The sequence below is a fragment of the Bradyrhizobium sp. B025 genome (genome assembly GCF_042257955.1).
Classification (GTDB): Bacteria; Pseudomonadota; Alphaproteobacteria; order Rhizobiales; family Xanthobacteraceae; genus Bradyrhizobium; species Bradyrhizobium diazoefficiens.
Map to the genome: position 1 here is coordinate 5,498,352 of NZ_CP170150.1, position 24,595 is coordinate 5,522,946.

Consider the following 24,595-nt stretch of genomic DNA (forward strand, 5'->3'; position numbering starts at 1 on the left):
TGGGTACTTCAGGTCTTGGACATCATGGACTGGAGAACCGTAAGGCCACTCTCCAGATCCCGCTCCACATCCGCCGCCCGGATCTCCAGCACGCGATAGTCGCGCGCCTCGAGCCACGTCCGCCGGCCCGCGCGGTCCGCCGCGATGGTCTCGCCCTCGCCCGGGTTCACCAACTCGATCGCGATCCGGTGCGGGAACGAGACGAAGTCCGGGATGTGGCGGCCGACCGGGGTCTGGCGCTTGAACTGGCCTGCGAAGCGGCGGTCGCGGGTCAGGGCCTGCCAGAGCAGCCGCTCGGCATCGGTCGGGTTGCGGCGGAGCAGGCGGGCGAGCCCGCGCACGGTCGATCCGCTGTCGGGGACACCGCCGCCCTGGCCGTGCTCGGCCAAGAGCGCGCGCAGGCGGGTTGCCTGCTCGCCGTCGAGCACGCCGCCCTTGGCCGGGCCCTTGCGCCCCTCCGCGATCGCCATGACGACGCCATGGAGGGTGTGCATGTCCTGCTTGGTCGGCTCCATCCGGCTGAAGATGTTGCGCAGGTTGACCAGCATGGTGTCGCGCTTCTCGGCCGGCCGCAGGAACTCGACCTTGTCGAGCTCGCGCACGAGATTGTCGAAGAAGGCCTGCATCTGGTGCTGTGAGGCGCGCTCGGAGCGCTCCGGCATGGCGTGTGGCAACTCGCCGGATGTCGCCAGCTTGAACCATTCATAGCCGATCAGCAGCACGGCCTGGGCGAGGTTGAGCGAGGCAAAGCCCGGATTGACCGGGAAGGTGATGATGCGGTTGGCGAGGCCGACCTCCTCGTTGGTCAGCCCCCAGCGCTCGCGGCCGAACAGGATACCGGCCTTGCCCCCGGTCGCGACGTGCCCGGAGATCTCGGCCGCTGCGGCTTCCGGACCCACCACCGGCTTGGCCTGGTCATGGGGGCGCGCGGTGGTGGCGAACAGCAGGTCGAGATCGGCGACGGCCTCACCGACCGTGTCGAACAATTCGACCTTTTCCAGAATATAGTCGGCGCCGGCGGCGGCGCGCTGGGCGGCGATGTTGGGCCAGCCGTCGCGGGGGTTGACGATGCGCAAGCGGCTCAGGGCGAAGTTGCCCATGGCGCGCGCGGCCATGCCGATGTTTTCGCCAAGCTGCGGCTCGACCAGGATCACGATCGGACCGTCGAGGGAAAGACCCGCCTTGCTCTTGTCAGTCCCCGACATCTCGTTTCGCTTTCACTCTTCGTCTCAAGGCCTTGGCAAGGCGCTCTCAGGAATTGATTCAAGGCCCGCCGCCAGCCGGCGCGCCCTGCCGCCTGTCGTTTGCCTGTCCTGACGAAATTCTCAAGGGAAATAACGACTTGGATTCGACTTTTGAATCTCTTCTGAAGCCTCAGGCCGGCCCCCGCCGGCGGGCCGCTCCCCGCCCCCCGTCTGGGGAAGCTGGATGAGCTAAAAGTGCATAATCCCTTGGCTTTCGCCCGCCGCGCGGCGGTGCTAAGAGGCGGCGGATATTCCCGTGGCGCGCCAATAGCGCCGTTCCCAAGAGGCTTCCCCGATCATGGCAAAAATCAAGGTATCCAATCCCGTCGTCGAACTCGATGGCGACGAGATGACCCGGATCATCTGGCAGTACATCAAGGACAAGCTGATCACCCCGTTCCTGGATGTCGAGCTGATGTATTTCGACCTGGGGATGGAATACCGCGACCACACCAACGATCAGGTGACCATCGACGCCGCCGAGGCCATCAAGAAGGTCGGCGTCGGCGTCAAGTGCGCCACCATCACCCCTGACGAGGCCCGGGTGAAGGAGTTCAACCTCAAGCAGATGTGGAAGTCGCCGAACGGCACCATCCGCAACATCCTCGGCGGCGTGATCTTCCGCGAGCCGATCATCTGCAAGAACGTGCCGCGCCTGGTTCCCGGCTGGACCAAGCCGATCATCATCGGCCGCCACGCCTATGGCGACCAGTACCGCGCCACCGATTTCAAGTTCCCGGGCAAGGGCACCCTGTCGATGAAGTTCGTCGGCGAGGACGGCACCGTGATCGAGAAGGAAGTGTTCAAGGCCCCCGGCGCCGGCGTCGCCATGGAGATGTACAATCTCGACGACTCCATCATCGACTTCGCCCGCGCCTCGCTGAACTACGGCCTGCTGCGCAACTACCCGGTCTATCTGTCGACCAAGAACACCATCCTCAAGGTCTATGACGGTCGCTTCAAGGACATCTTCCAGGACATCTACGACCGCGAGTTCAAGAAGGACTTCGAGGCCAAGGGCCTGACCTACGAGCACCGCCTGATCGACGACATGGTGGCCTCGGCCCTGAAATGGTCCGGCGGCTATGTCTGGGCCTGCAAGAACTACGACGGCGACGTGCAGTCCGATACGGTTGCGCAGGGCTACGGCTCGCTCGGCCTGATGACCTCGGTGCTGCTCACCCCCGACGGCAAGACCGTGGAAGCGGAAGCCGCCCACGGCACGGTGACCCGCCACTACCGCGAGCACCAGAAGGGCAAGGAGACCTCGACCAACTCGATCGCGTCGATCTTCGCCTGGACCCGTGGCCTCGCCCACCGCGCCAAGCTCGACAACAACGCCGAGCTCGCCAAGTTCGCGAACACCCTCGAGAAGGTCTGCGTCGACACCGTCGAGGCCGGCTACATGACCAAGGACCTCGCGCTGCTGGTCGGTGCCGACCAGCGCTGGCTCTCGACCACCGGCTTCCTCGACAAAGTCGCGGAGAACCTCACCAAGGCGATGGCGGCGTAAGCCGACCGCAATTTCGCCCGACTGGGCCGGACATCATCACGGGCCGCGCCTTTGAGCGCGGCCCGTTTGTTTTTTGAAACCCTTTGCGGAGACCGCCATGTTCAGCAAGCTTGCCGCCCCCACCCTGATGCTCGCGGCCCTGATCGGACCGGCCGGGGCTGCGGAGACGCTTCCCGAGGCCATCGCCGCGCCGGGCGAGACCGTCGTGCTCAGCGTCCACGCCGAGGGTGCGCAGGTCTACGAGTGCAAGGCGGGCGCCGACGGCAAGCTCGCCTGGGCCTTCCGCGAGCCGATCGCGACGCTTCTCTCCGAGGGCAAGACGATCGGCCATCACTATGCCGGTCCGAGCTGGGAGCTTGCCGACAGCAGCGCCGTGGTCGGCAAGGCCATCGGCAACGCGCCGGGCGCCACGGGCGCCGACATCCCCTGGCTGAAGCTGGAGGTCGCCTCCCGCCGCGGCAGCGGCGTCCTGACGCCGGTCACCACCGTCCAGCGCATCAACACCCATGGCGGCAAGCTCGAGGGGTCTTGCGACAAGGCCGGCGAGTTCAAAAGCGCGCCGTACTCGGCGGACTATGTTTTCCTGAAGAAGGGCTGACCGCTCAGCGGTCGGTGCCCTCGCGCTCGGCCTGGGCCAGTTCCGCCGCAGCGAGATCGCCGGTCTCTTCCAGCCGCGCCTTCGCGGTCTTGTGGACGTGGGCCGCGAGCGTCGGCATGCGCTCGATCAGGGCGTGGAAATCCTGGGCGTCGAGCACCAGCAGGCGCGTCTTGCGCGTCGCCGTCACCGTGCCGCTGCGCTTGGTCTTGTGCAGCAGTGCGATCTCGCCGAAGAAGGTGCCGTCGGTGAGCCGCACATTCTGGGTCGGCAGCGCGATCTCGACCTCGCCGGCGGTGATGAAATACATCGACGTAGCGGCATCGCCCCGCCGCACCAGGATCTCGCCCTGCTCGATGGTGCGCGCCCGCAAGAGCCGCATGATGTCGGCGATCTCCGAGGCCGACAAATGCGAGAACAGCGGCACCCGCGCCAGCATGCCCCAGGTGACGACGAAGTCGCGCCGCTTCACCTCTTCCGCGAAGGCCGTCGAGATGATCGCGACCGGCAGCGCGATCATGGCAAAGCCTGAGATGATCGCGAACACCGAGACGAACTTGCCGAGCGCCGTCACCGGCACGACGTCGCCATAGCCGACGGTGCCGAGCGTCACGATCGCCCACCACATCGCCTGCGGGATGGTGCCGAGCTTGTCCGGCTGCACGTCGCGCTCGATGGCGTAGAGCAGCGAGGCGAAGGTCAGGACCACGCCGATCAGGATGACGATGCAGCCGATCAGCGCGCGCCGCTCGGCGTGCACGGCGGCGAGCAGCGAGCGCATTGCCGGCGAATAGCGGATCAGCTTGAAGAACGGCAGCACGCCGAGCGCCGCCAGCGTCGCATGCCGGCCCGTGGCGAGCACGATTGCCGCGGGCAGGAACGCCATGAGGTCGATGATGCCGAGCGCGGAGAAGGCATAGGAGAGCCGGTCGGACAGCGCGGACGCCTTGCGCTGGGTGTGTCCGGCGACCGTCCACAGCCGCGCGGCATATTCCAGCGCGAACACGATCACGGCGAAGACCTTAATCGCCGAGAACAGCGTGCCGAACTGCGCGTCCAGATCCGGCACCGAGGCGAGGACCATCGCGACCACGTCGAGCACGATGACGCCGATGATCAGCTGGATGAAGCGCGACCCGACCGAATAGGCCAGCGGATCGTGCTCCAGCAGTTCGTAGAGGCGATCCCTCAAATTGGGGTCGCGAAGCCCACGTCCTCGCGGAACGAGGCCCACGGCCTCACGCGCCCGCCATGGCTTTTTCGATCGCCGCAAGCGCCTCGGGCGCCTTGGCACCGTCGGGGCCACCGGCCTGCGCCATGTCGGGGCGGCCGCCGCCGCCCTTGCCGCCGAGCGCTTCGGAGGCGACACGCACGAGGTTCACGGCGTTGAAGCGCGCGGTGAGATCGGCGGTGACGCCCACCACGATGCCGGCCTTGCCGTCCCCGGTGACGCCGACGATGGCGACCACGCCGGAGCCGATCTGCTTCTTGCCGTCGTCGGCGAGGCTCTTGAGATCCTTCATCTCGATGCCCTCGACCGCACGCGCCATCAGCTTGACGTCGCCGACCGCGCGCACGCCGGAGGCTGCGCCATTGCTGGCGGCAGCACCGCCGCCCATCGCGAGCTTCTTGCGGGCGTCGGAGAGTTCGCGCTCGAGCTTCTTGCGCTCCTCCATCAGGGCTGTGATGCGCGCCGGCACGTCGTCGATCGAGGTGCGCAGCTCGTTGGCCGCGGTCTTCGCCAGCGCCATGGTGTCGTTGGCGTGCTTGCGCGCGTAGTTGCCGGTCAGCGCCTCGATGCGGCGCACGCCCGAGGCGACCGCGCTCTCGCCGGTCAGCGTGATCAGGCCGATGTCGCCGGTGCGCCGCACATGGGTGCCGCCGCAGAGCTCGACCGACCAGCCGAGCGCGTTGGCGCCGCGCTCGCGCGCGGTCCTGCCCATCGAGACGACGCGGACCTCGTCGCCGTATTTCTCGCCGAACAGCGCGCGCGCCCCGGCCTCACGCGCTTCATCGACGCCCATGACGCGGGTCGTGACCTCGTCGTTCTCCAGCACCACGTCGTTGGCGATGTCCTCGACGCGGGCAAGCTCCTCCGCCGTGATCGGCTTGGGATGCACGAAGTCGAAGCGCAGCCGGTCGGGCGCGACCATCGAACCGCGCTGGGCGATGTGGTCGCCGAGCACCTGGCGCAGCGCCTCGTGGATGAGATGCGTCGCCGAGTGATGGGCGCGGATCGAGGAGCGGCGCGAATGATCGACCTCGAGCTGGAGCGCGGTGCCGAGCTTCAGCTCGCCGCTCTCGACCGTGCCGACGTGGACGAAGAGATCGCCGAGCTTCTTCTGCGTGTCGGTGACGCGGAACTTGACGCCGCCTTCGCCTAGCAGCACGCCGGTGTCGCCGACCTGGCCGCCGGACTCCGCGTAGAACGGTGTCTGGTTCAGCACCAGTGCGCCGGTCTCGCCGGCCTTGAGGCTGGCGGCTTCCTGGCCGTCCTTCACCAGCGCGGAGACCACGCCTTCGGCGCTCTCGGTCTCGTAGCCGAGGAATTCGGTGGCGCCGAGCTTCTCGCGCAGCGGGAACCAGATCGCTTCGGAAGCCGCCTCGCCCGAGCCCTTCCAGGACTCGCGCGCCTTGGCTTTCTGGCGCTCCATCGCATCGGTGAAGGCGGACTGGTCCACGCCGATGCCGCGCGACTTCAGCGCGTCCTGCGTCAGGTCGAGCGGGAAGCCGTAGGTGTCGTAGAGCGTGAAGGCGACGTCGCCGTCGAACATGTCGCCCTTCTTCAACGAAGCGCTCTTCTCGTCGAGGATGGCGAGGCCGCGCGTCAGCGTCTTGCGGAAACGGGTCTCTTCCAGCCGCAGCGTTTCCTCGATCAGCTTCTCCGCGCGCATCAGCTCGGGATAGGCCTGGCCCATCTCGCGGACCAGCGCCCAGACCAGCCGATGCATCAGCGGCTCTTTCGCACCCAGCAGCTGCGCATGGCGCATCGCGCGGCGCATGATCCGGCGCAGCACGTAGCCGCGGCCTTCATTGGAGGGCAGCACGCCGTCGGAGACGAGGAAGGCCGAGGAGCGTAAGTGGTCGGCGATGACGCGGAACGAGGCCACGGTCTGCTCGTTCGGCCCGCTGCCGAGCGCGGAGGCCGTCGCGTCGATCAAGTGACGGAACAGGTCGGTCTCGAACACGCTGTCGACGCCCTGCATGATGCAGGCCATGCGCTCGAGGCCCATGCCGGTGTCGATCGAGGGACGCGGCAGATCCACGCGCTCCTCCTTCGTCACCTGCTCGTACTGCATGAACACGAGATTCCAGAATTCGAGGAAGCGGTCGCCGTCCTCTTCCGGCGAGCCCGGAGGTCCGCCCCAGATGTGCTCGCCGCGATCGATGAAGATCTCCGAGCACGGGCCGCACGGCCCGGTGTCGCCCATCGCCCAGAAATTGTCCGAGGTCGGGATGCGGATGATGCGGTCGTCGGAGAAGCCCGCGATCTTCTTCCACAGCCCATGCGCCTCGTCGTCGGTGTGGTAGACGGTGACGAGCAGCTTGTCCTTGTTGAGCCCAAAGTCCTTCGTGATCAGCTTCCAGGCGAGCTCGATCGCGCGCTCCTTGAAATAGTCGCCGAACGAGAAGTTGCCGAGCATCTCGAAGAAGGTGAGATGGCGCGCGGTGTAGCCGACATTGTCGAGGTCGTTGTGCTTGCCGCCGGCGCGCACGCATTTCTGCGAGGTGGTGGCGCGCTGATAGGGCCGCTTCTCGACGCCGGTGAAGACGTTCTTGAACTGCACCATGCCGGCATTGGTGAACATCAACGTCGGGTCGTTGCGCGGCACCAATGGCGAGGACGGCACGATCTCGTGGCCGTTCTCGGCAAAGAAGTTCAGAAAGGTCGACCTGATCTCGTTGACGCCGCTCATGTTCATCCAATCGGGTGTGTTCGGACCCGCGACCGCCGTCCAAACCGGAAATTAAGGCTGATATCTGCGGGCCAAAGCGCTTTTAGACAAGGCCAGCTTCGCTGTCCAGAAACTGTGCAGAGAGATCAGAGGGTTGCCGCAGGCGCTCAATCCCGTTGAAAGACGCCAGGTGCGCGTTGACAGGCTTGGCTGGCCTGTGGTCTGTACCCATCTGTATCGTACGGCCACGTCGGGAGAGACCGGCTTTAGGCAGCCGGCGCCGAAGGAGCAACCGCCCCGGAAACTCTCAGGCAAAAGGACCGCGTGGCTTTGACAGCATCTGGAAAGAGGCGCCGACGAGCTTGAGGCTCGGACAGCGTCCGCCGACGGGATAATACTCTCAGGCACAGCGACAGATGGGGCTTCGACTGGTTGGCTCGGGGAATCGTCCCCGGGGAACCGCCGAGGGCCCCTGTGATGCTAGCTCACGACCAAGACTCCCTGAAACGTACGCCCCTCTACGACCTTCATGTGTCCCTCGGGGGCAAGATGGTGCCGTTCGCGGGCTATGACATGCCCGTGCAGTACCCCGCTGGCGTGCTGAAGGAACACCTCCATACCCGCAGCCAGGCCGGCCTGTTCGACGTCTCCCACATGGGCCAGATCGCGCTGCGGCCGAAATCCGGCAGGGTCGAGGACGCCGCCCGCGCGCTGGAACGGCTGGTGCCGCAGGATATCGTCGCCATTGCGCCGGGGCGGCAGCGCTACGCCCAGTTCACCAATGCCGATGGCGGCATTCTCGACGACCTGATGGTCGCCAATTTCGGCGACCACCTGTTCCTGGTCGTCAACGCCGCCTGCAAGGCAGAGGACGAGGCGCATCTGCGCGCGCATCTCTCGGACGACTGCGTCATCGATTCGCTGGCCGACCGCGCGCTGATCGCGCTGCAGGGTCCGAAGGCGGAAGCGGTGCTGGCGAAATTCTGTGCAGAGGCGCCGTCCATGAAGTTCATGGACGCCGGTCCGCATGAGGTCGCCGGCATCAAGTGCTTCGTCTCGCGCTCCGGCTACACCGGCGAGGACGGGTTCGAGATTTCGGTTCCCGCTGCGGACGCCGAGCGTCTGGCCAAAACGCTGCTGGAGAACCCCGACGTGATGCCGATCGGGCTCGGCGCCCGCGACAGCCTGCGGCTGGAAGGCGGGCTCTGCCTCTACGGCCACGACATCGACACCGCCACCACGCCGGTCGAGGCCGCGCTGGAATGGTCGGTGCAGAAGAGCCGCCGCAGCGGCGGCGCGCGCGCGGGTGGTTTCCCCGGCGCCGAGAAGATTCTCGCTCATTTCGACCAGGGTGCGGCCCGCCGCCGCGTCGGCCTGCGCGCGCAAGGCCGCGCGCCGGTGCGCGAGGGCGCGCTGCTGTTTGCTGATAGCGCATCCGCCGAGCCGATCGGACAAGTCACATCGGGCGGCTTCGGCCCGAGCCTGAACGCGCCGGTCGCGATGGGTTACGTGCCCACCGCATCGAGCGCGCTCGGCACGAGCCTGTTCGCCGAGGTGCGCGGCCAGCGGCTGCCGCTCACGGTCGCCGCCATGCCCTTCGTGAAAAACACCTACAAACGCTGAGGACTTCAGAAATGACCACGACGCTGTACACCTCCGACCATGAATGGCTCGCCATCGAGGGCGATGTCGCCACCGTCGGGATCACCGACTACGCGCAGTCGCAGCTCGGCGACGTCGTGTTCATCGAGCTGCCCAAGCTCGGCCGCGCGCTGAAGAAGGCGGAAGCCGCCGCCGTGGTGGAGTCCGTGAAGGCCGCCTCCGACGTCTACGCGCCTGTGACGGGCGAGGTGCTCGAGACCAACGATGCGCTCGCCGCCGAGCCGGCGCTGGTGAACTCGGATGCACAAGGCAAGGCCTGGTTCTTCAAGATCAAGATTGCCGACAAGAGCGAACTCGGCGGCCTCATGGATGAAGCCGCCTACAAGGCCCACACGGCGTGAGATGAAGCGAACTCTGACCTCACATTCGGTGTCATCACCCGCGAAGGCGGGTGATCCAGTACGCCGCGGCCCATCGGCTCAATCACGAACGCCTGCGTTTACTGGATCGTCCGCCTTCGCGGACGATGACAGCGACAGATGACCTAAAGCGAGGACCCATGATGACCGCGCACCGCAAATCCAACGGCGACACCACCAATTTCGCTCGCCGCCACATCGGCCCGTCGGCGCGCGACGTCGCCGCGATGCTGGAGACCGTCGGCGCCAAAAGCGTCGACGCGCTGATGGCGGAGACGCTGCCGGCCTCGATCCGGCAGGCCGCCCCGCTCGATCTCGGCAAGCCGCTGAGCGAGACCGAGGCGATCGCGCATATGGGCGAGCTCGCTGCCCAAAACCAGGTCTTCACCTCGCTGATCGGCCAAGGCTATTCCGGCACGATCCTGCCCGCGGTGATCCAGCGCAACATCCTGGAGAATCCGGCCTGGTACACGGCCTACACCCCCTACCAGCCCGAGATCAGCCAGGGCCGGCTGGAGGCGCTGTTCAACTTCCAGACCATGATCTGCGACCTCACCGGGCTCGACGTCGCCAACGCCTCGCTGCTCGACGAGGCCACCGCGGCCGCCGAGGCGATGGCGCTGGCGGAGCGGCACTCGCGGGTCGAAGCAAAGGCCTTCTTCGTCGACAAGGACGTGCATCCGCAGACGCTGGCGGTGATGCGCACCCGCGCCGAGCCACTGGGTTGGAATTTGATCGTCGGCGATCCCCTCACCGATCTCGACAAGGCCGACGTGCTCGGCGCGCTGCTGCAATATCCGGGCTCATCGGGCGCGTTGCGCGACCTCAGGCCCGCGATCGCGGCGTTGAAGGCCAAGGGCGCACTTGCGATCGTTGCCGCCGACCTGCTGGCCCTGACACTGCTCGCCTCGCCCGGCGAGCTCGGCGCCGACATCGCCATCGGTTCGGCGCAGCGCTTCGGCGTGCCGATGGGCTATGGCGGACCGCACGCGGCCTACATGGCGGTGCGCGATGCGCTGAAGCGCTCGCTGCCCGGCCGCATCGTCGGCCTCTCCGTGGATTCGCGCGGGATGCCGGCCTACCGCCTCGCGCTGCAGACCCGCGAGCAGCACATCCGCCGCGAGAAGGCGACCTCCAACATCTGCACCGCGCAGGTGCTGCTCGCCGTGATCGCCGCGATGTATGCGGTCTATCACGGCCCCGAGGGGCTTTCGCAGATCGCACGCCAGGTGCATCGCCGCGCCGCCGTGCTCGCCGCGGGCCTGCGCAAGCTCGGCTTTGCGCCGCAGTCTGACAGCTTCTTCGACACGGTCAGCGTCGATGCCGGTGCTGGGCGCGCCGGGATCGTCGCGCGCGCCGCTGGCGAGAAGATCAATCTCGGCGTCGGTGACGCTGCCCTGCGCATCGCGCTCGACGAGACCACGACGCCTGCGACGGTCGAAGCGGTCTGGCGCGCTTTCGGCGGCCAGCTTTCCTATGCCGAGTTGGATGCGACCACGCGCGAGGCGCTGCCGGAGGCGCTGAAGCGCACGACCGCGTTCCTCACCCACCCGGTGTTCCACGCGCATCGCTCGGAGACCGAGATGCTGCGCTACATGCGCAAGCTCTCGGACCGCGACCTCGCGCTCGACCGCGCCATGATCCCGCTCGGCTCCTGCACGATGAAGCTGAACGCGACCACCGAGATGATGCCGCTGACCTGGCCGGAATTCGGCAGCCTGCACCCGTTCGCCCCGCGCGAGCAGGCCAAGGGCTATCACGCGCTGTTCGCGCGGCTGGAGAAGTGGCTGTGCGACATCACCGGCTATGACGCGATCTCGCTGCAGCCGAATTCCGGCGCGCAAGGCGAATATGCCGGGCTGCTCGCGATCCGCGGCTATCATGCTGCGCGCGGCGAGGCGCATCGCAAGATCTGCCTGATCCCCTCCTCCGCCCACGGCACCAACCCGGCCTCGGCCGCGATGGTCGGCATGGACGTGGTGGTGGTTGCCTGCGAGAAGAACGGCGACGTCGACGTCAACGATCTCCGCGCCAAGGCCGACAAGCACGCGAATGACCTCGCCGCGGTCATGATCACCTATCCCTCGACCCACGGCGTGTTCGAGGAGCATATCCGCGAGATCTGCGACATCGTCCACGGCCATGGCGGCCAGGTCTATCTGGACGGCGCCAACCTCAACGCGCAGGTCGGCCTGTCCCGGCCCGGCGATTACGGCGCCGACGTCAGCCACCTCAATCTGCACAAGACCTTCTGCATCCCGCATGGCGGCGGCGGCCCGGGCATGGGCCCGATCGGCGTGAAGGCGCATCTCGCGCCGTTCCTGCCGGGCCATCCGGCGACGCGAGGCGACGCACCGGTCGGGCCGGTCTCGGCCGCGCCGTTCGGCTCGGCCTCGATCCTGACCATCTCCTACATCTACATCCTGATGATGGGCGGCGAAGGCCTGAAGCGCGCCACCGAGATCGCGATCCTCAACGCCAACTACATCGCCGCACGGCTCGATGCGCATTTCCCGGTGCTCTACAAGAACGCGAAGGGCCGCGTCGCGCATGAGTGCATCGTCGATCCGCGTGCGCTGAAGACGACCAGCGGCGTCACCGTGGACGACATCGCCAAACGGCTGATCGATTACGGCTTCCACGCGCCGACCATGAGCTTCCCGGTGCCGGGCACGCTGATGATCGAGCCGACCGAATCGGAATCGAAGGCGGAGCTGGACCGCTTCTGCGACGCCATGATCGCGATCCGGAAGGAGATCGCCGAGGTCGAGGCCGGCCGCTTCAAGATCGAGGCCTCGCCCTTGCGCCACGCCCCGCACACCGTGCACGACATCGCCGACGATGCGTGGGCCCGCGCCTATAGCCGTGCCGAGGGCTGCTTCCCCGACGGCGTCTCGCGCACCGACAAATACTGGAGCCCGGTCGGACGCGTCGACAACGTCTATGGCGACCGCAATTTGGTGTGCTCGTGCCCACCGGTGAGCGACTACGCGGAAGCGGCGGAGTAAGACGCGACGGAAGTTTCGTAGGGTGGGCAAAGCAGAGCGTGCCCACCACATTTGTGCACATTGAGATATGGTGGGCACGGCTCTCGCGCGCCTTTGCCCACCTTACGGCTCTGCCCTCCACCCATCCTACAACCTAGCTTAAGGCGCCACCAGCGAACGACTTTGCCCGTCCCAGCGCCAGAGCCGTTCGTTGGTCAGAAGCGTGCCGCCCCACCAGCGCCGGATCGGATTGTGGCTGCGGAAATCTTCCCGGCCTGCAAGCACCGCCTTGCCGAACTCCGTCAGCAGCGGCCGGCTCCGCCGATAGGCGGCGTTGCGACCTCGCGCATCGTGCGGGGCGAGGGTTGCGAGTTTCGAATCGAGACCCGCGACCGCCGGCATCGGACCGGACGCGAGCCCTTCGAGCAAAGGGCCGAGCTCCCACTGGTCGAACACGCGCGTTTCGAGCAGCCCGCCCGGCTGAAACAGCTCCTTGGTACGGTTGTGTCCCCTCGCAATCAATTCGAGAAGCCGCGCTTCCGTCGCACCCAGTCCGGTGATTGGTGACGGCAGTTCTGCCAGCAATTCTTCCATCGCCGGCTTCAGGAAGGGTAGCCTGGGGAAATCCCTGCCGAGCAATCCGGAACAGAACTCCGGCGTTGGCGCCCGGTAGGCCTCCCAAGCCATGCGGGCGACCTCGAAGTCGCGCTCCGTCACATCGAGCGCCCGCACGGTACGCTCGCGAAGCCCCGCGACGTCTGCTCCGAGCAAATCGAAATCGACCAGTCGCAATTTCAGGCGCTCGGCCATGTAGGGTTCGGCGCGGAGATAATCGAGGATCCAGACCAACTGCAATTGATTGTTCGGGCTGGGATCAAACCACAGCTCGATGAGCTCGACGCCATAGGTCTCGCAGAACCAAACCAGCGGGAGCTCCTTGTGCGCGAGACCAGTGTCGGGAGACCGGGCAACAAGATCGGACCAACGCACCTCCGGATCGCCTCTGAAAGAGCCTCCCGTGAGATAGGCCTGGAGGTGATGCGACGTCGGCAGCGGCCCCGACACGAACCGAAAGATGAGCGGAACAACCATGTCGGCGCGGTCCGCGTAGGTGAGACCGACGCCGGACGAACTGGTCAGGATCATACGCTTCATCGTCTATGCGCCCGCCCCCACGCAAAACGAAACGGGCCCCGAAGACGTCGGCAACTCAACGTCCTCAGTGCCCGCTCCTCGCGAAAAACTCTCCGCGTTAAGACTTACTCGTCCGCCGGCTCCTCGCCGTCGGCGTCGCGCTCAGGGGTGCCGGCCAGAATCTGCTCGGCGATCAGGCCGGAGTTCTGGCGGATCGCGGTCTCGATCTTGGCGGTGATGTCGGGGTTGGCCTTCAGGAACGCTTTCGAGTTCTCGCGGCCCTGGCCGAGGCGCTGGCTGTCATAGGAGAACCAGGCGCCGGACTTTTCGACGATGCCGGCCTTGACGCCGAGATCGAGGATCTCGCCCATCTTGGAAACGCCCTCGCCGTACATGATGTCGAACTCGACCTGCTTGAAGGGCGGCGCCAGCTTGTTCTTCACCACCTTGACGCGCGTGGTGTTGCCGACCACTTCGTCGCGCTCCTTGATCGCGCCGATGCGGCGGATGTCGAGGCGGACGGAGGCGTAGAACTTCAGCGCGTTGCCGCCGGTGGTGGTCTCCGGTGAGCCATACATCACACCGATCTTCATGCGGATCTGGTTGATGAAGATCACCATGGTGTGGGACTTGTTGATGGACGCCGTCAGCTTGCGCAGCGCCTGGCTCATCAACCGCGCTTGAAGTCCCGGCAGCGCATCGCCCATCTCGCCCTCGAGCTCGGCCTTCGGCACCAGCGCCGCGACCGAATCGACCACCAGAACGTCCACCGCACCCGAGCGCACCAGCGTGTCGCAGATTTCCAGCGCCTGCTCGCCGGTGTCCGGCTGCGAAATCAGCAGCTCGTCGATGTTGACGCCCAGCTTGCGCGCATAGACCGGGTCGAGCGCGTGCTCGGCGTCGATGAAGGCACAGATGCCGCCCTTCTTCTGCGCTTCCGCCACCGTGTGCAGCGCCAGCGTGGTCTTGCCCGAGGATTCCGGCCCGTAGATTTCCACGACGCGCCCCTTCGGCAGGCCGCCGATGCCGAGCGCAATGTCGAGCCCGAGGGAACCGGAGGACACCGCCTCGACATCCATCGACCGATCGTTCTTGCCGAGCTTCATCACCGAGCCCTTGCCGAACTGGCGCTCGATCTGGGAGAGCGCGGCGGCCAGAGCTTTACTCTTGTCCATGGAAGATCCTTCGACGATACGCAGGGCAGTTGCGGACATTGGGTCGTGCTCCTTATGGCGAGGATTCGCTAGGGGGACAAACGATTGGCGAGGCGGGCCGGCGATAAAAGCAATGTACCCTATTTGTTCCTGGTTCGCAATATGTTCTTTTGCGGACTTCGGTACTGTCCGTATTTAACCCCCAGTGTCCTAAGCTGAATTCGGAAATGTCCTAATTTGTTCTTGATCGGACACAACCTGTTCATGCGCGTTTAGGATTAACTCGTTATGGGTGTAGCGTATAAGGGCCGGGGCGTTCCGCCAGAAGAACACCCTGGCCACCAGAAGAACACCCTGAAACGTTCACTTTGGAACAGAAGGCAGGCTGACTGCATATTAAGCTCGCAAGAACTCAAACCCTGCGGTTAGGACCCGTAAAGACCAAGACGAGGTTGTGTCATGAGGCAGCGCCGTCGTTTCACGCAAACCGTCCCTCTTGAGGAGCGACTTTCCGAAGAAGCGAAACGTCTCCGCGAACGGGCCAAAGCCCTCCCCCATGGTCCTCAACGAGAGGACCTCCTGCGCAAAGCCCGCCAAGCCGAGATCGGCTCGCACATGAGCGAGTGGCTCACATCGCCGGGGCTTCAACCGCCAAAGCCAGCGTAGGCGCAAAGCACGCCTCAGGTATCGAGTTGCCCGGCATAGATCCGGATTCGTCCCGGCGTGGTCATTCGCAGCCTGCCCTGAAGAAAGACCATGTAGCCTAGCGCGATCAATCGGGCGCGATGTTTGGCAGGGATCGCAGGCGCAGCGCTATTTGCAGCCGCATGACCGACCGCGAGCAAAGAGGCGAACTCTTCATGGGTGAGCTTTTTCGCTTTTGCGGTCATGACCTCAGCATGAACCGCTTCGGCGATCCTGCATGTTCGGTTTTGCTCAGATCCCTGGAAATAAATAAATAAAGGCCGCCTCAGTTGGCGGCCAATAGCCCTGTTTGTCGGCGGCTCCTTCGCTGATCCCCAGTGTCCCAGGCTGAATGACGTTGGGGTCCTTCTGGAGTTCGATCGGCATTAAACCGAATTGGGTCCTGATTCCCCCTCCGCGGGTGTCCTGCTCCGGCACAATGAACCTTGGCATGGCGTGTGCAGACGAAGGATTACCGGGGTTTTGCATCATCCCCCCTGGGGCTGGAAAGCCGCCGCCCGCGCCATATTTGAGCGGGCGGCGTTTTTATTTGCGGACAGCAAAAGGCCCCAACTCAAGGGGAACGGGGAGCTGGGGCCAAGGTACTGGGCCAGCCAAGGCTACCGCCGGCCCAGGCGCATCAACATGCACCAGGGCGCCATCCCCGGGCGATGGGGCAATCGGCTTAGTCAGGATTTGCAAGCGAGTGCCCAACATGCAGCGGCCCCGCCTCGCTGGATGCGCGGTGGGGCCGCCTGCTCTCCGGACTGGGGCTGGATCCGTCCGGTGGGCCAATTCAGCCTATGCCCGTTAGCGGGAAGTCGTGACTGCTCAAAAGGGGCATCCCTCGGGTGTCCCAATTCGGTATTGCGGGTGTCCCAATTGGACAGCACCCGGATTTTGGTGCTGGCAGGAGCGGCAAGGAACCGTCCAAGCCTCTCGCCTCGAATTAAGGCCGTGGCAGTGGCCGGTCTCAGCGGCCGGTTTGAAGATCGCGGAGGCTGATTTGCTTTCGTTGACTTTTCCCGAGGTGGTCAAGATTGACCATGTGTCCGGCAGCGGACATGTCAGACTGTGCCGTCACCGCGCGCCCCCTGGCTTTGATCGGTGATGAGAACGCCACCAGCGCTCCCGCCTCCTCCTGAAAGGAGCAGCGCCATGCAGCGACGCCATATCAAGCACACCACGTCCCTTGAAGAGCGCCTTGCCGAACAAGCGCAACGACTCCATGCGGAAGCCAGATCGCTTCCACCAGGCATCGAGCGTGAGCGTACAATCCGCAAAGCCCGGCAAGCCGAGATCGGCGCTCACATCAGCGAGTGGCTGAGATCGCCCGGACTGCAGCCGCCGGATTGAAGGCTGCAACCAACTGGCAGCCAACTCATTGTCCCCCATCACCGGCCGGGGCTCTGCCGTAGGCGCCGGTGACTGAGAGAGATGCGCGCTCCCGCCTGCATTCTGGAGAGCGCCTGCGATGGCCATCTATTACTTCGACCTGCGCGACGGGGACGAGATTGTTCCCGACGAAGAAGGACTCGAATTGCGAGACCTGCTCGCGGTGCAGGAAGAAGCCGCCCGCGCGCTCGCCGGCCTCTCGTGGGACTCCGTGCAAAACTTCAAAGGCGCGCAAAGTCACAGGATGTCGATTGAAGTCAGGGACACACATGGCCCTGTGATGCAGGTCAGATTCGTCTTCGATATCACCAGGCGGCAGTGAGACCGCTTCGGTTGGAGGCCTCTCGGTGAGGCTCTCAGAACTTGCGCGTCAACGCCTCTGATTCCGATCTCGCAGCAACCTCCTTCGACTGAAGCTGACATGCATCAAAGACGCATGAGCAGGGCGCCGTCATGCTTCCGCAATCTTGCGGCATCGAACCTTTTCGCGGTCTGCGGCTTCTCTGGATTGGACCGCAACAGTGGGGATCTCGGTCATGACGGAAAACACGCACCAGGATGCAACCAGGCGCAATCGCCTGCTGGAGGCGGCGCATGAGGAGATGTTTAAGTTCGAGCGGAAGGAAAACGAGTTCCGCAAGAAGGACCGCCAGGAGCGTGCCGCCGAACTCCATTTGCCCCTGGACGTGATCAAGGTTCATTAGCGACCGGCTGCGGAGCCGACCAGGCGCGCCGGCGAAGTGACAGGCAACGCCCGCCTCCCCCCGCCGGGCACGCGTCACGGAAAGCGGCGGCCAGCAGCGGCCGCCTGTTCGTGACATGGGCCCGGCATCACGCGTCGGCGATGCCCGCCTCAGGGACGATCGCATGCTACAGGTACCTAAATACTACCGCCAAATCATTGATCGAACAGCGAAATCCCCAGCCCAGCTACTGTGCATGGGGTTGTTTTCCAATTTCTTGAAAGACAGTGCCAGCCGCCGGCGCATGCCGGCCTGGCCCCGCTGCCATCTCCCCACCCGCGCATGCCGGCCGGACCTACATCAGCGCCAGCAGCCCGATGCCGATCACCAGCACGACGAAGCCAATCGCCGTCGCGGCGGCGAACGACCGCTCTACGTTATCCATGATGCCACCCCGTTGCCGGCGTGCCACGTTTCCCCCATGGCAGCACCGGACCTTGCGGAATCTCGCTTGCGGCTGTGGCTCGAGTGTTGCGATCGGGTGACCAAATTGGGACCGGTGCGGGGCCAGTCTGCGGCTCTCTCCCGCGCGGGCCTCGATGCCGCCGTCAGGCACCCGTAAGCCTGATCGCCTAATGTCGTCCCGCCCGGTGGACCAACACCGGGCCTCCATACCCAACCGACGACCCCGCTCACCCCCGAGCGGGGTTTTCTGTTTGCGGGCATGGGTGGGCGCCGGCCAGGATTCGATTCGCGGACTTGTCAGGCTGTCGTAAGCTCAGCCCGCTAGGGTCGTCCGGCTTATGGTGTTGCAGCCCAGCACCTCAGCCTCCAATAACCTCTGACCCGCCTGGCTCTCCCCGGGCGGGTTTTTTTCATGCCGGCCGGTTCACGAGCCCCTCTCCTCCCGCGTCAGCCGCAGCGAGAAGGCGCGGATCGCGGGCGCCGCCAGCAGCACCACGGGCAGCATCGCGGCCCATGCGATCAGCCATGACACCATCCAGTGCCGGGCGAACAGCATCGCGCCGTCAGCGGGCAGGCTGGCGATCCCCGCCGCGATCAGCGAGGTCAGTCCGGACTGGAGGACACCGAAGACGAAATGACTGTAGCGGCGAGGAATGCCGAGCATGACGCGCCCATGTTGCTTGCCGTCACGAGGCCAAGCAAGGCACATGCCGGGGCCAGCATCGCGGCGGGCCTGGACTCTTCCCGTTCGATCAGGATCGTCAGTCAGTGCCGCGCGTTGGACAGCGGCGCGCCCCGCATCGGCTCGGTGCGATCGGAGCAGCACGACAATCCTTCGAAGCGCCAGAAGGTGACGAGGCTGGCCTCGCCGCACTCTTCGCAGACGAGCGTCTCGTCACCGAGCATGAAGCGGCCGCGCCTGAATATCGGGGACGACGCCGGATGCCGGCAATGCGGACAGACCAGCGAGAACTTCCGTACACCCCAACGTAACGCAAGACGTCTCAGCCAGTTCACGCGGTCCTCTTCGCTGACGGCGTGCTCGTGCCGTGCTTCGATGTCAGCACAGCGTGGATGCCCGGCACGCAAAAGTGGAAATGCTTCAAGCGCACATGCTCGCTTCGAATAGCCGCGCCCGCACAGTTGCGGTTCCTCACATCTGCGATGGAGCGCAGGATGTCTCGCCACTCCCGCGTTCAACCTGGCATGTCGCCTGCGGCCATCGACGCGAAGATTCCCGGCGCTGAGTCCTGGAGCAACCGATCGTTAACCGATGGCCATCGAATGGCCCCGTGGTTCTCCGACCATGAACAGAGTTCCTGAGCCGCGCACAGCTGAATCAGCGCAGCGGGCGATGGACTTGCACCGCTTGGCGGGCTGGCATCTTTCGGAATGCGATTTCGTTTGCTTCGGAGCGCGCGCGCTTTCGAATTTCCGTGAACTGTCCAAGGCTTAACAGCTGATTTTGCTTGTCCCGGGAATATAATCACGCTCATCATGTTAGAGTGATCGAAGGTGAATCGTGGGGAGGTAACCATGAATCACAGGGGCATCGAGTTCACCGTCGCCAAGACGGCCATTCCTGGAATCTGGCAATGGCAGTTCCGAATCGGCGAGCAGGTCAAGACCGGTAAGACCGAGACCAAGATCGATCAGCTGGCGATCCGGCGGGTGCAGCTGCGGATCGATCGGGAACTGAAGGCCATCGGGCGCAAGACGGCCTGAACAACACGGCCTGAGCCGGACGCACCAGATCGGCGGCGCCCCGGCGCATCCCGTAGCCGCCCGGAATTGATCTGCCTGTGGTTTGGGATTGCAGTGCGCGCCACGGCCTTGGGGGCGGGGCCGTCACGCGATCGGGCCAGCCATGCCGCTCTATTTCTTTCGAATCCGAAACGGCCGCTATTCCGGCTGTGCGGACCAGGCGTCGGAATTTGCCGATCGCGATTTGGCCTGGAAGGAGATGACCAGCGCCTGCGCCGACATGGCCGCTGGCATCGCCCGCAAGCTCCAGGAAAACTCCGAATGGCACATGGAGCTCCTGGACGAGGCCAAGGAGCCGGTGTTCCGCATCCGCATCGTCGCCGAGACGCTCGACTAGACGCGGACCTCAATCTGCGCTGGGCAGCCGCCGCATGGTGAATTCGATGTCGCCGCCGGGCAGCTCGCGCCAGGTCTCGACCGCGCTCATATAGCCGGCCTTGGGGTAGCGGGCGAAGAAAGCCTGCGCCCTCGCCCGCGCCGCCGCGCGCGGCAGCGTGAAAGTCTCGCGCAGATAGCCGTCGCCGGTGCGCTCGCCCGGCTTGCCGCCGATTCTGCGCCGGCGCGCCATCCGCTCGGCGAGATCTCGCGGACGATCGGCCATGACCTGTCCTCCTCTACGCAACACCTAATGTAGGGAGCGGGCCGGACGATGAGGAGTCTCGACCGAAAGGCGCATGCCGCCTCCGGCCGCCAGCTTCAGTTGGCGGCCGTGCCGGTCTTGGTCTTCTTCGGCGCGCCGGTGGTTGCGGCGGACGCCTTCGGCGCAGCCTGCTTCGGCGGATCGGAGCGCATGCCGCCCCAGGGGTCGTTGGACGCCTTGGCGTCCGGAATCTTCTTCAGCGTTTCCTTGTAGGCCTTGTCACGCTCGGCTTCCGCGGCCTTCTCCTCCGGGGTCTTGCCCGGGCCCTCCTGCAGCAAATTGAGATTGGGCATTTGCGCGTAGGCCGGTCCCGCCAGCACGGCCAGCAGCACCGCCGCCATACGGAAAAGCTTCATCTTTGACTCCTTAGACCATTCATGGAGGCGCGGATCGCCCGTGCCTTGTCATCCCAGTGCAGCCGCTGAGGGGCCGCAGGAACCGCTACGATCGGCACGACTTCGGCGCGTGCAGCCAGTCGTCCCAGATCGGGCCGCACCTGGTGCACCCGTTCAGCGCCAGACCAAGCGCAATCAGACAAAAGACGAGGACATACCGACGCAACATAACCCACCCTTACCCAACCAAGGCATCATATCGGGCGAAGTCGGGCATTTTCAAGCCGACCGGACCGGCATCAGACCGGGTGACTTTGCCGCGCCGATCCGCGCAGAATGGCCGAAACATCCGGCAACAATGGAGGACACGACAGCAATGCCATCGCAGCCAGAAGCCGAGTTCGGCATCACCGAGGCCAGACGCATCCTCGGCGAGGTCTTTGCACCCTGGGTCCAGGATCTCAACCTCTCGGTCGAGCGTATCGAGCACGCGCAGCCCGCGGATGTGACGGACTGGCAGCCGGGCGCGCTGCTCCGGATGGCGTTTTCGGAGCGGCTGTGCCGGAACGGCGGCGTGGTCTGTGGCCAGGCGCTGATGGCCCTCGCCGACACCGCGATGGTGATCGCAATCCTCGCCGCCAATCGCGGCTACCGTCCGATGACGACGGTCGACCAGACCACGCATTTCATGCGCGCCGCCACCTCGTCGGACGTGCTCGCAGACGCCCGCGTGGTGCGGCTCGGGCGCACCATGAGCTTTGGCCGCGTCACGCTGCTCTCGGCCGCCGACAACAAGCCGGTGGCGATGGTGTCGAGCGCGTTCGCGATGTTGCCGGGATGAGCCCCACGAAAAATGAAGAGAGCCGCGTGAACGCAAGGCGCATCGCGGCTCTCCATCACGTTCGCATCGAAGCGAGAGGCCGAAGCGCGATTGCGTCCGCACTTCAGTCCGCTTCAAGAGTTACTTGCCGAGGATCTCGTCGGCCGCGGTGACGACGCTGACGGTCGGATTCTTTCCGCAATAGGCACCGAACTTCTTGGCGTTCTCGATGAACACCTCGGTGTCGATGATCGCGTTGTCCTCGTCGCCCTTGTACCAGCCGTCCATCCAGGTCAGCACGACCGCGATGTTGTCTTCGCCGCTCTCGAGGAACTGCTTGCAGGTCATGGTCGAGAGGTCCCACTTGACGGCGTGGGCGGGCATCGACGACAGCGAGAGCGCTGCGGCGAACAGGATCGAAAGCATGGTCTTCATCGGAATCTCCATCGGCGCGTAAGGCCACAAAGGAAAGGCTTGTGAGGAAAGTCGGCGGGACGTGACTGACCGCTTCAACGTCGTAAACGAAGTCTGAAGCGCTGTGCAAATAGCGCCAGTATTGAGTTTAGTTCAACGTAATTTCTATGCACTACTTCACAATCATCATTGTGGATTAACGCAGATGACCGAGAAACGTGCAGCCCAACGTTACCGTGTTTTCAAGGGTGGAACGATCACCTTTGAAAACAACGGCATCGCGTGCACCGTGCGAAACATGTCCGCGGGCGGCGTGGCGATCGACCTCGAGACCCCCGTCACATTGCCGCAATCGTTCACACTCTCGATCGCGCGCGACAATTTCGTGCGGACTTGCCGCCCCGTATGGCGCAGCGACAGGCGCGTCGGTCTCGCTTTCGTGCAATAGCGCGCACGATGTGAACGACTGTTCGTATCGCATCCACAATGCGGTTATGAGTGCCTGCTACGATGGCAGCGGCGCAAGGCGCAGGCCCGCCATCGCGCGTGCGATCGCCGACGATGCCGCGAACTCTTGCACTGGGATGTTCGAGATCATCGGTGACGCCGAGCGCCGGAGGATCCTGCCGGCCGTCAGATCGACTGCGACCATCTCGCTCTCGACCGGCCAGATCGGCCCGCAGGTGTCGCGGTCGAGCACGACGACAAGACCCTGCCTGGTCGGCCGGATCACGGCGTCGCGCCGACTGTCGCCAGTATCGAGGCGTGCCCGCTATCGTTCGGGCGCTTGTCGCCCCATCGCCACCCCGACGCTTCTCACGCGTTGCCCGGCCGCGACGACGACAAGAACAGCGCGATGCGAGCGGTCAAACGGCACAGGCGTGTCGCCAGTGCCCATCGCGCTCATTTGGGCTTCTTGGCAGGTTCAGGCGGACGGGCTCCGCTCCACGGATCGTACTTCTCCTTGGGCTCCGGAATGCGCTCAAGCGCGGCCTTGTAGGCCTTCTCGTCGACCTTGGGCTTGTTGTCCGTCTTCTGGGCGCCTTCGTTCGGCTGGCGTCTGCCGCCACCCATCTGCGCCTGCGCCGAGGCAACCGTCAGCGCCAGCACCGCCGCCGCTATGACCAAAATCCTCATTGGTGCAATCCCCCTCGTCTGGGATACAAACTAGCCCGCAATCCCGTAATAGCAAATGCCGGGGGTTCCAGGCCTTCAGCAAATCTTGATCGGCCGAGATTTTGCCAGATCGCATTCGTGCCTATCTGTTGGCCCGCAGGGGGACCTTCACGGATGTTGCGGATCATTGCTCATGCGGCGCTGCTGGCCGGCGCGCTCGCGCTCGGTGCCTGCGGCTTTGCCGACAGCCGCGCGCCGGTGCCCGAGTTCATGCGCATGAAGGAAACCGAGCAGCCACCGCCCGAGCCGCCCCCCGACGTCAAGCGCGTGGTGCGCGAGCAGATCGATGTCGTCTTCGTCAACACGTCCTATCCGCGCGAAGTGCACGTCGCCCCGCCGCATCGTGAGGTGCGAGGACCCGGCTGGACGGCCTGCGTCCGCGCGCAGCTCACCTCCGCAACGGGCTCCGCGCTCGGTGCCCAGACCTACATCGTGACCATCAGCGGCGGAAAGGTCGTCGATCGCCGGCGCGCGGAAGCCGACGACATCTGCGGGACCGAGACCTACGAGCCGATCTAGGAACAAGCGGCGCCGTCAGCTCTGTGTAAGGTGGAATATCCTGAGGGCATCCCAGACCAGATCGGCGTTTCCGCTCGCTCAAGCTGCATCATGAAGAGCAATCGCGATACCGGCAGTTGAGGGTGAATGTCATTTGGACGTGCGCCGTTAAGGCAGGCTTGGACGATCATGGCGGCCGTCGGCATCCAGTAGCGCTTCAGCCTCCCCCAGAAAGGAAATCGGCAAACGGCTCCAAGCAATCATGATGATTCGCCGGATTGATGGGTTTCGCCCCCGGGAACATTGCCGACGTGCCAAATCCAGTTCCGGGAAAATCCTGCATTTGGGCCGGAACGATCGCCGCCTCCCATTCTTGTTACCGCAGTGGGCAGTTTCGGAGGAGGATATGATGCGGACATTTTCGATTGCACTGCTGGCGGGCGTCGCGGCCCTCGCTGCGGCGAGCGGCGCGAAGGCTGCCGACATCTACACGACCAGCGAATACGCCAACCCCGATCTCATCCAGGAAGTCCGGCTCGTCTGCGATGACGCCGGCAATTGCTATCGTACCCGCGGCGGGGCGCGCGTGATCGTGCGCGACTCCTACAACACCATGCCGCGCGAGCGCTATTATGAGCGCCGCACCTATCGCGACTGGGACGACGGCCCGCGAGGCGGCGTCGGCATTCGCGCGCCCGGTGTCAGCGTCGGCGTCGGTGTCGGCGGCGACCGCTGGTAATCATTAGAACCAAGACGGATGGGACCGGACGAGGCAACTCGCCCGGTCCCACCACATATGATTGCATCCGGTCACAGGCGTCAGGCGGCAACCGATTGCTGCTGAAATTGCTCGTAGGCTGCGATCGCATCGGCGGCGTACATCAGCGACGGCCCGCCGCCCATATAGACCGCCATGCCGAGCGTCTCCTCGATCTCCTCGCGCGTTGCACCGAGCTTGACGAGGGCCTCGGTGTGAAAGCCGATGCAGCCGTCGCAATGCGCGGCGACGCCGAGCGCCAGCGCCATCAGCTCCTTGGTCTTCTTGTCCAGCGCGCCGTCACGCGTCGCGGCCTGGGCCAGCGCGGCAAATCCCTTCATGGTGTCGGGAATGTCACTCCGCAGCTTGCGCAGATTGGCGGAGATATTCCGGGTGATATCAACGTAGTTCTTGTCCATC

Annotated in this window: 28 protein-coding genes and 1 riboswitch; of the genes, 14 read left to right on the plus strand and 14 right to left on the minus strand. The window is 64.9% G+C overall.

Features of this window, described 5'->3' with window-relative positions:
- Positions 1-8 precede the first annotated feature (8 nt).
- On the minus strand, positions 9-1,205 hold the full coding sequence (locus ACE10W_RS25790) for a TrmJ/YjtD family RNA methyltransferase (protein ID WP_060908162.1): 1,197 nt from the start codon (positions 1,203-1,205) through the stop codon (positions 9-11).
- A 337-nt stretch (positions 1,206-1,542) separates the two neighbouring features.
- Between ACE10W_RS25790 and ACE10W_RS25795 the strand changes: the two genes are divergently transcribed.
- Both ACE10W_RS25795 and ACE10W_RS25800 read left to right on the plus strand, forming a co-directional pair.
- Complete coding sequence (locus ACE10W_RS25795; RefSeq protein ID WP_028173350.1) at positions 1,543-2,757, plus strand: NADP-dependent isocitrate dehydrogenase; 1,215 nt, start codon at positions 1,543-1,545, stop codon at positions 2,755-2,757.
- Positions 2,758-2,854: 97 nt separating this feature from the next.
- A complete protein-coding gene (locus tag ACE10W_RS25800; protein ID WP_028173349.1) occupies positions 2,855-3,355 on the plus strand; it encodes a DUF3455 domain-containing protein in 501 nt (166 codons plus the stop codon).
- A gap of 4 nt (positions 3,356-3,359) precedes the next feature.
- Here the strand turns inward: ACE10W_RS25800 and ACE10W_RS25805 are convergent, their stop codons facing one another.
- Positions 3,360-4,586, minus strand: a complete 1,227-nt coding sequence (locus ACE10W_RS25805; protein WP_028173348.1) for a cyclic nucleotide-gated ion channel — start codon at positions 4,584-4,586, stop codon at positions 3,360-3,362.
- A 4-nt stretch (positions 4,587-4,590) separates the two neighbouring features.
- A complete protein-coding gene (gene alaS, locus ACE10W_RS25810) occupies positions 4,591-7,269 on the minus strand; it encodes an alanine--tRNA ligase (protein WP_304547639.1) in 2,679 nt (892 codons plus the stop codon).
- Positions 7,270-7,489: 220 nt separating this feature from the next.
- Positions 7,490-7,580, plus strand: a riboswitch (glycine riboswitch).
- Between the two features lie 145 nt (positions 7,581-7,725).
- Between alaS and gcvT the strand changes: the two genes are divergently transcribed.
- The 3 genes from gcvT to gcvP all read left to right on the plus strand — a co-directional run bounded on the left by gcvT (position 7,726) and on the right by gcvP (position 12,277).
- Positions 7,726-8,871, plus strand: a complete 1,146-nt coding sequence (gene gcvT, locus ACE10W_RS25815; RefSeq protein WP_171463783.1) for a glycine cleavage system aminomethyltransferase GcvT — start codon at positions 7,726-7,728, stop codon at positions 8,869-8,871.
- An 11-nt stretch (positions 8,872-8,882) separates the two neighbouring features.
- Positions 8,883-9,251 (plus strand): glycine cleavage system protein GcvH, encoded by a 369-nt coding sequence (gene gcvH / locus ACE10W_RS25820; protein WP_011088496.1) that lies wholly within the window; start codon positions 8,883-8,885, stop codon positions 9,249-9,251.
- A gap of 161 nt (positions 9,252-9,412) precedes the next feature.
- Positions 9,413-12,277 (plus strand): aminomethyl-transferring glycine dehydrogenase, encoded by a 2,865-nt coding sequence (gene gcvP / locus ACE10W_RS25825; protein WP_161537034.1) that lies wholly within the window; start codon positions 9,413-9,415, stop codon positions 12,275-12,277.
- A gap of 138 nt (positions 12,278-12,415) precedes the next feature.
- Here gcvP and ACE10W_RS25830 read toward each other — a convergent pair whose 3' ends face one another.
- The 3 genes from ACE10W_RS25830 to ACE10W_RS25840 all read right to left on the minus strand — a co-directional run bounded on the left by ACE10W_RS25830 (position 12,416) and on the right by ACE10W_RS25840 (position 15,434).
- Positions 12,416-13,411: a hypothetical protein gene (locus ACE10W_RS25830; RefSeq protein WP_375762056.1), complete on the minus strand. Its 996-nt coding sequence runs from the start codon at positions 13,409-13,411 to the stop codon at positions 12,416-12,418.
- A 104-nt stretch (positions 13,412-13,515) separates the two neighbouring features.
- Entirely contained in the window at positions 13,516-14,604 is a 1,089-nt protein-coding gene (gene recA, locus ACE10W_RS25835) for a recombinase RecA (protein WP_011088499.1), read from the minus strand.
- Between the two features lie 620 nt (positions 14,605-15,224).
- Complete coding sequence (locus ACE10W_RS25840; RefSeq protein ID WP_011088501.1) at positions 15,225-15,434, minus strand: hypothetical protein; 210 nt, start codon at positions 15,432-15,434, stop codon at positions 15,225-15,227.
- Between the two features lie 952 nt (positions 15,435-16,386).
- Between ACE10W_RS25840 and ACE10W_RS25845 the strand changes: the two genes are divergently transcribed.
- The 3 genes from ACE10W_RS25845 to ACE10W_RS25855 all read left to right on the plus strand — a co-directional run bounded on the left by ACE10W_RS25845 (position 16,387) and on the right by ACE10W_RS25855 (position 17,327).
- Positions 16,387-16,584: a hypothetical protein gene (locus ACE10W_RS25845; RefSeq protein ID WP_304547643.1), complete on the plus strand. Its 198-nt coding sequence runs from the start codon at positions 16,387-16,389 to the stop codon at positions 16,582-16,584.
- A 118-nt stretch (positions 16,585-16,702) separates the two neighbouring features.
- A complete protein-coding gene (locus tag ACE10W_RS25850; RefSeq protein ID WP_304547644.1) occupies positions 16,703-16,945 on the plus strand; it encodes a DUF6894 family protein in 243 nt (80 codons plus the stop codon).
- Positions 16,946-17,159: 214 nt separating this feature from the next.
- Positions 17,160-17,327 carry a hypothetical protein gene (locus tag ACE10W_RS25855; protein WP_304547646.1) on the plus strand — a complete coding sequence of 56 codons (168 nt, stop codon included), beginning with the start codon at positions 17,160-17,162 and terminating at the stop codon, positions 17,325-17,327.
- 868 nt (positions 17,328-18,195) lie between these two features.
- Here the strand turns inward: ACE10W_RS25855 and ACE10W_RS25860 are convergent.
- Positions 18,196-18,435: a DUF2798 domain-containing protein gene (locus ACE10W_RS25860; protein ID WP_028173338.1), complete on the minus strand. Its 240-nt coding sequence runs from the start codon at positions 18,433-18,435 to the stop codon at positions 18,196-18,198.
- A gap of 101 nt (positions 18,436-18,536) precedes the next feature.
- Positions 18,537-18,788, minus strand: coding sequence for a hypothetical protein (locus ACE10W_RS25865; RefSeq protein ID WP_249162900.1), 252 nt, complete (start codon positions 18,786-18,788; stop codon positions 18,537-18,539).
- 519 nt (positions 18,789-19,307) lie between these two features.
- Here ACE10W_RS25865 and ACE10W_RS25870 point away from each other — a divergent pair.
- Together ACE10W_RS25870 and ACE10W_RS25875 are read left to right on the plus strand one after the other, a co-directional pair.
- Positions 19,308-19,496, plus strand: coding sequence for a hypothetical protein (locus ACE10W_RS25870; protein ID WP_060908170.1), 189 nt, complete (start codon positions 19,308-19,310; stop codon positions 19,494-19,496).
- 142 nt (positions 19,497-19,638) lie between these two features.
- Entirely contained in the window at positions 19,639-19,872 is a 234-nt protein-coding gene (locus ACE10W_RS25875) for a DUF6894 family protein (RefSeq protein WP_011088507.1), read from the plus strand.
- A 9-nt stretch (positions 19,873-19,881) separates the two neighbouring features.
- Here the strand turns inward: ACE10W_RS25875 and ACE10W_RS25880 are convergent, their stop codons facing one another.
- Both ACE10W_RS25880 and ACE10W_RS25885 read right to left on the minus strand, forming a co-directional pair.
- Positions 19,882-20,136 carry a hypothetical protein gene (locus tag ACE10W_RS25880; protein WP_038967182.1) on the minus strand — a complete coding sequence of 85 codons (255 nt, stop codon included), beginning with the start codon at positions 20,134-20,136 and terminating at the stop codon, positions 19,882-19,884.
- Positions 20,137-20,231: 95 nt separating this feature from the next.
- Positions 20,232-20,531: a hypothetical protein gene (locus ACE10W_RS25885; protein WP_028173335.1), complete on the minus strand. Its 300-nt coding sequence runs from the start codon at positions 20,529-20,531 to the stop codon at positions 20,232-20,234.
- A 355-nt stretch (positions 20,532-20,886) separates the two neighbouring features.
- Between ACE10W_RS25885 and ACE10W_RS25890 the strand changes: the two genes are divergently transcribed.
- Complete coding sequence (locus ACE10W_RS25890; protein ID WP_028173334.1) at positions 20,887-21,351, plus strand: PaaI family thioesterase; 465 nt, start codon at positions 20,887-20,889, stop codon at positions 21,349-21,351.
- Between the two features lie 120 nt (positions 21,352-21,471).
- Here ACE10W_RS25890 and ACE10W_RS25895 read toward each other — a convergent pair whose 3' ends face one another.
- Entirely contained in the window at positions 21,472-21,765 is a 294-nt protein-coding gene (locus ACE10W_RS25895; protein WP_028173333.1) for an HdeA family protein, read from the minus strand.
- 184 nt (positions 21,766-21,949) lie between these two features.
- Here ACE10W_RS25895 and ACE10W_RS25900 point away from each other — a divergent pair, with 184 nt between their 5' ends.
- The gene (locus ACE10W_RS25900; protein WP_027548601.1) at positions 21,950-22,192 is read left to right on the plus strand and encodes a PilZ domain-containing protein; all 243 of its coding nucleotides are present in this window, start codon (positions 21,950-21,952) and stop codon (positions 22,190-22,192) included.
- 57 nt (positions 22,193-22,249) lie between these two features.
- Here the strand turns inward: ACE10W_RS25900 and ACE10W_RS25905 are convergent, their stop codons facing one another.
- Together ACE10W_RS25905 and ACE10W_RS25910 are read right to left on the minus strand one after the other, a co-directional pair.
- On the minus strand, positions 22,250-22,477 hold the full coding sequence (locus tag ACE10W_RS25905) for a hypothetical protein (protein WP_028173332.1): 228 nt from the start codon (positions 22,475-22,477) through the stop codon (positions 22,250-22,252).
- A 170-nt stretch (positions 22,478-22,647) separates the two neighbouring features.
- Positions 22,648-22,881, minus strand: coding sequence for a hypothetical protein (locus ACE10W_RS25910; protein ID WP_028173331.1), 234 nt, complete (start codon positions 22,879-22,881; stop codon positions 22,648-22,650).
- A 153-nt stretch (positions 22,882-23,034) separates the two neighbouring features.
- Here ACE10W_RS25910 and ACE10W_RS25915 point away from each other — a divergent pair, with 153 nt between their 5' ends.
- A complete protein-coding gene (locus tag ACE10W_RS25915; protein ID WP_038967179.1) occupies positions 23,035-23,439 on the plus strand; it encodes a hypothetical protein in 405 nt (134 codons plus the stop codon).
- 385 nt (positions 23,440-23,824) lie between these two features.
- Positions 23,825-24,157, plus strand: coding sequence for a hypothetical protein (locus tag ACE10W_RS25920; RefSeq protein WP_038967178.1), 333 nt, complete (start codon positions 23,825-23,827; stop codon positions 24,155-24,157).
- Positions 24,158-24,237: 80 nt separating this feature from the next.
- Here ACE10W_RS25920 and ACE10W_RS25925 read toward each other — a convergent pair whose 3' ends face one another.
- Positions 24,238-24,594 carry a carboxymuconolactone decarboxylase family protein gene (locus tag ACE10W_RS25925; protein WP_011088514.1) on the minus strand — a complete coding sequence of 119 codons (357 nt, stop codon included), beginning with the start codon at positions 24,592-24,594 and terminating at the stop codon, positions 24,238-24,240.
- Between the last annotated feature and the right edge of the window lies 1 nt (position 24,595).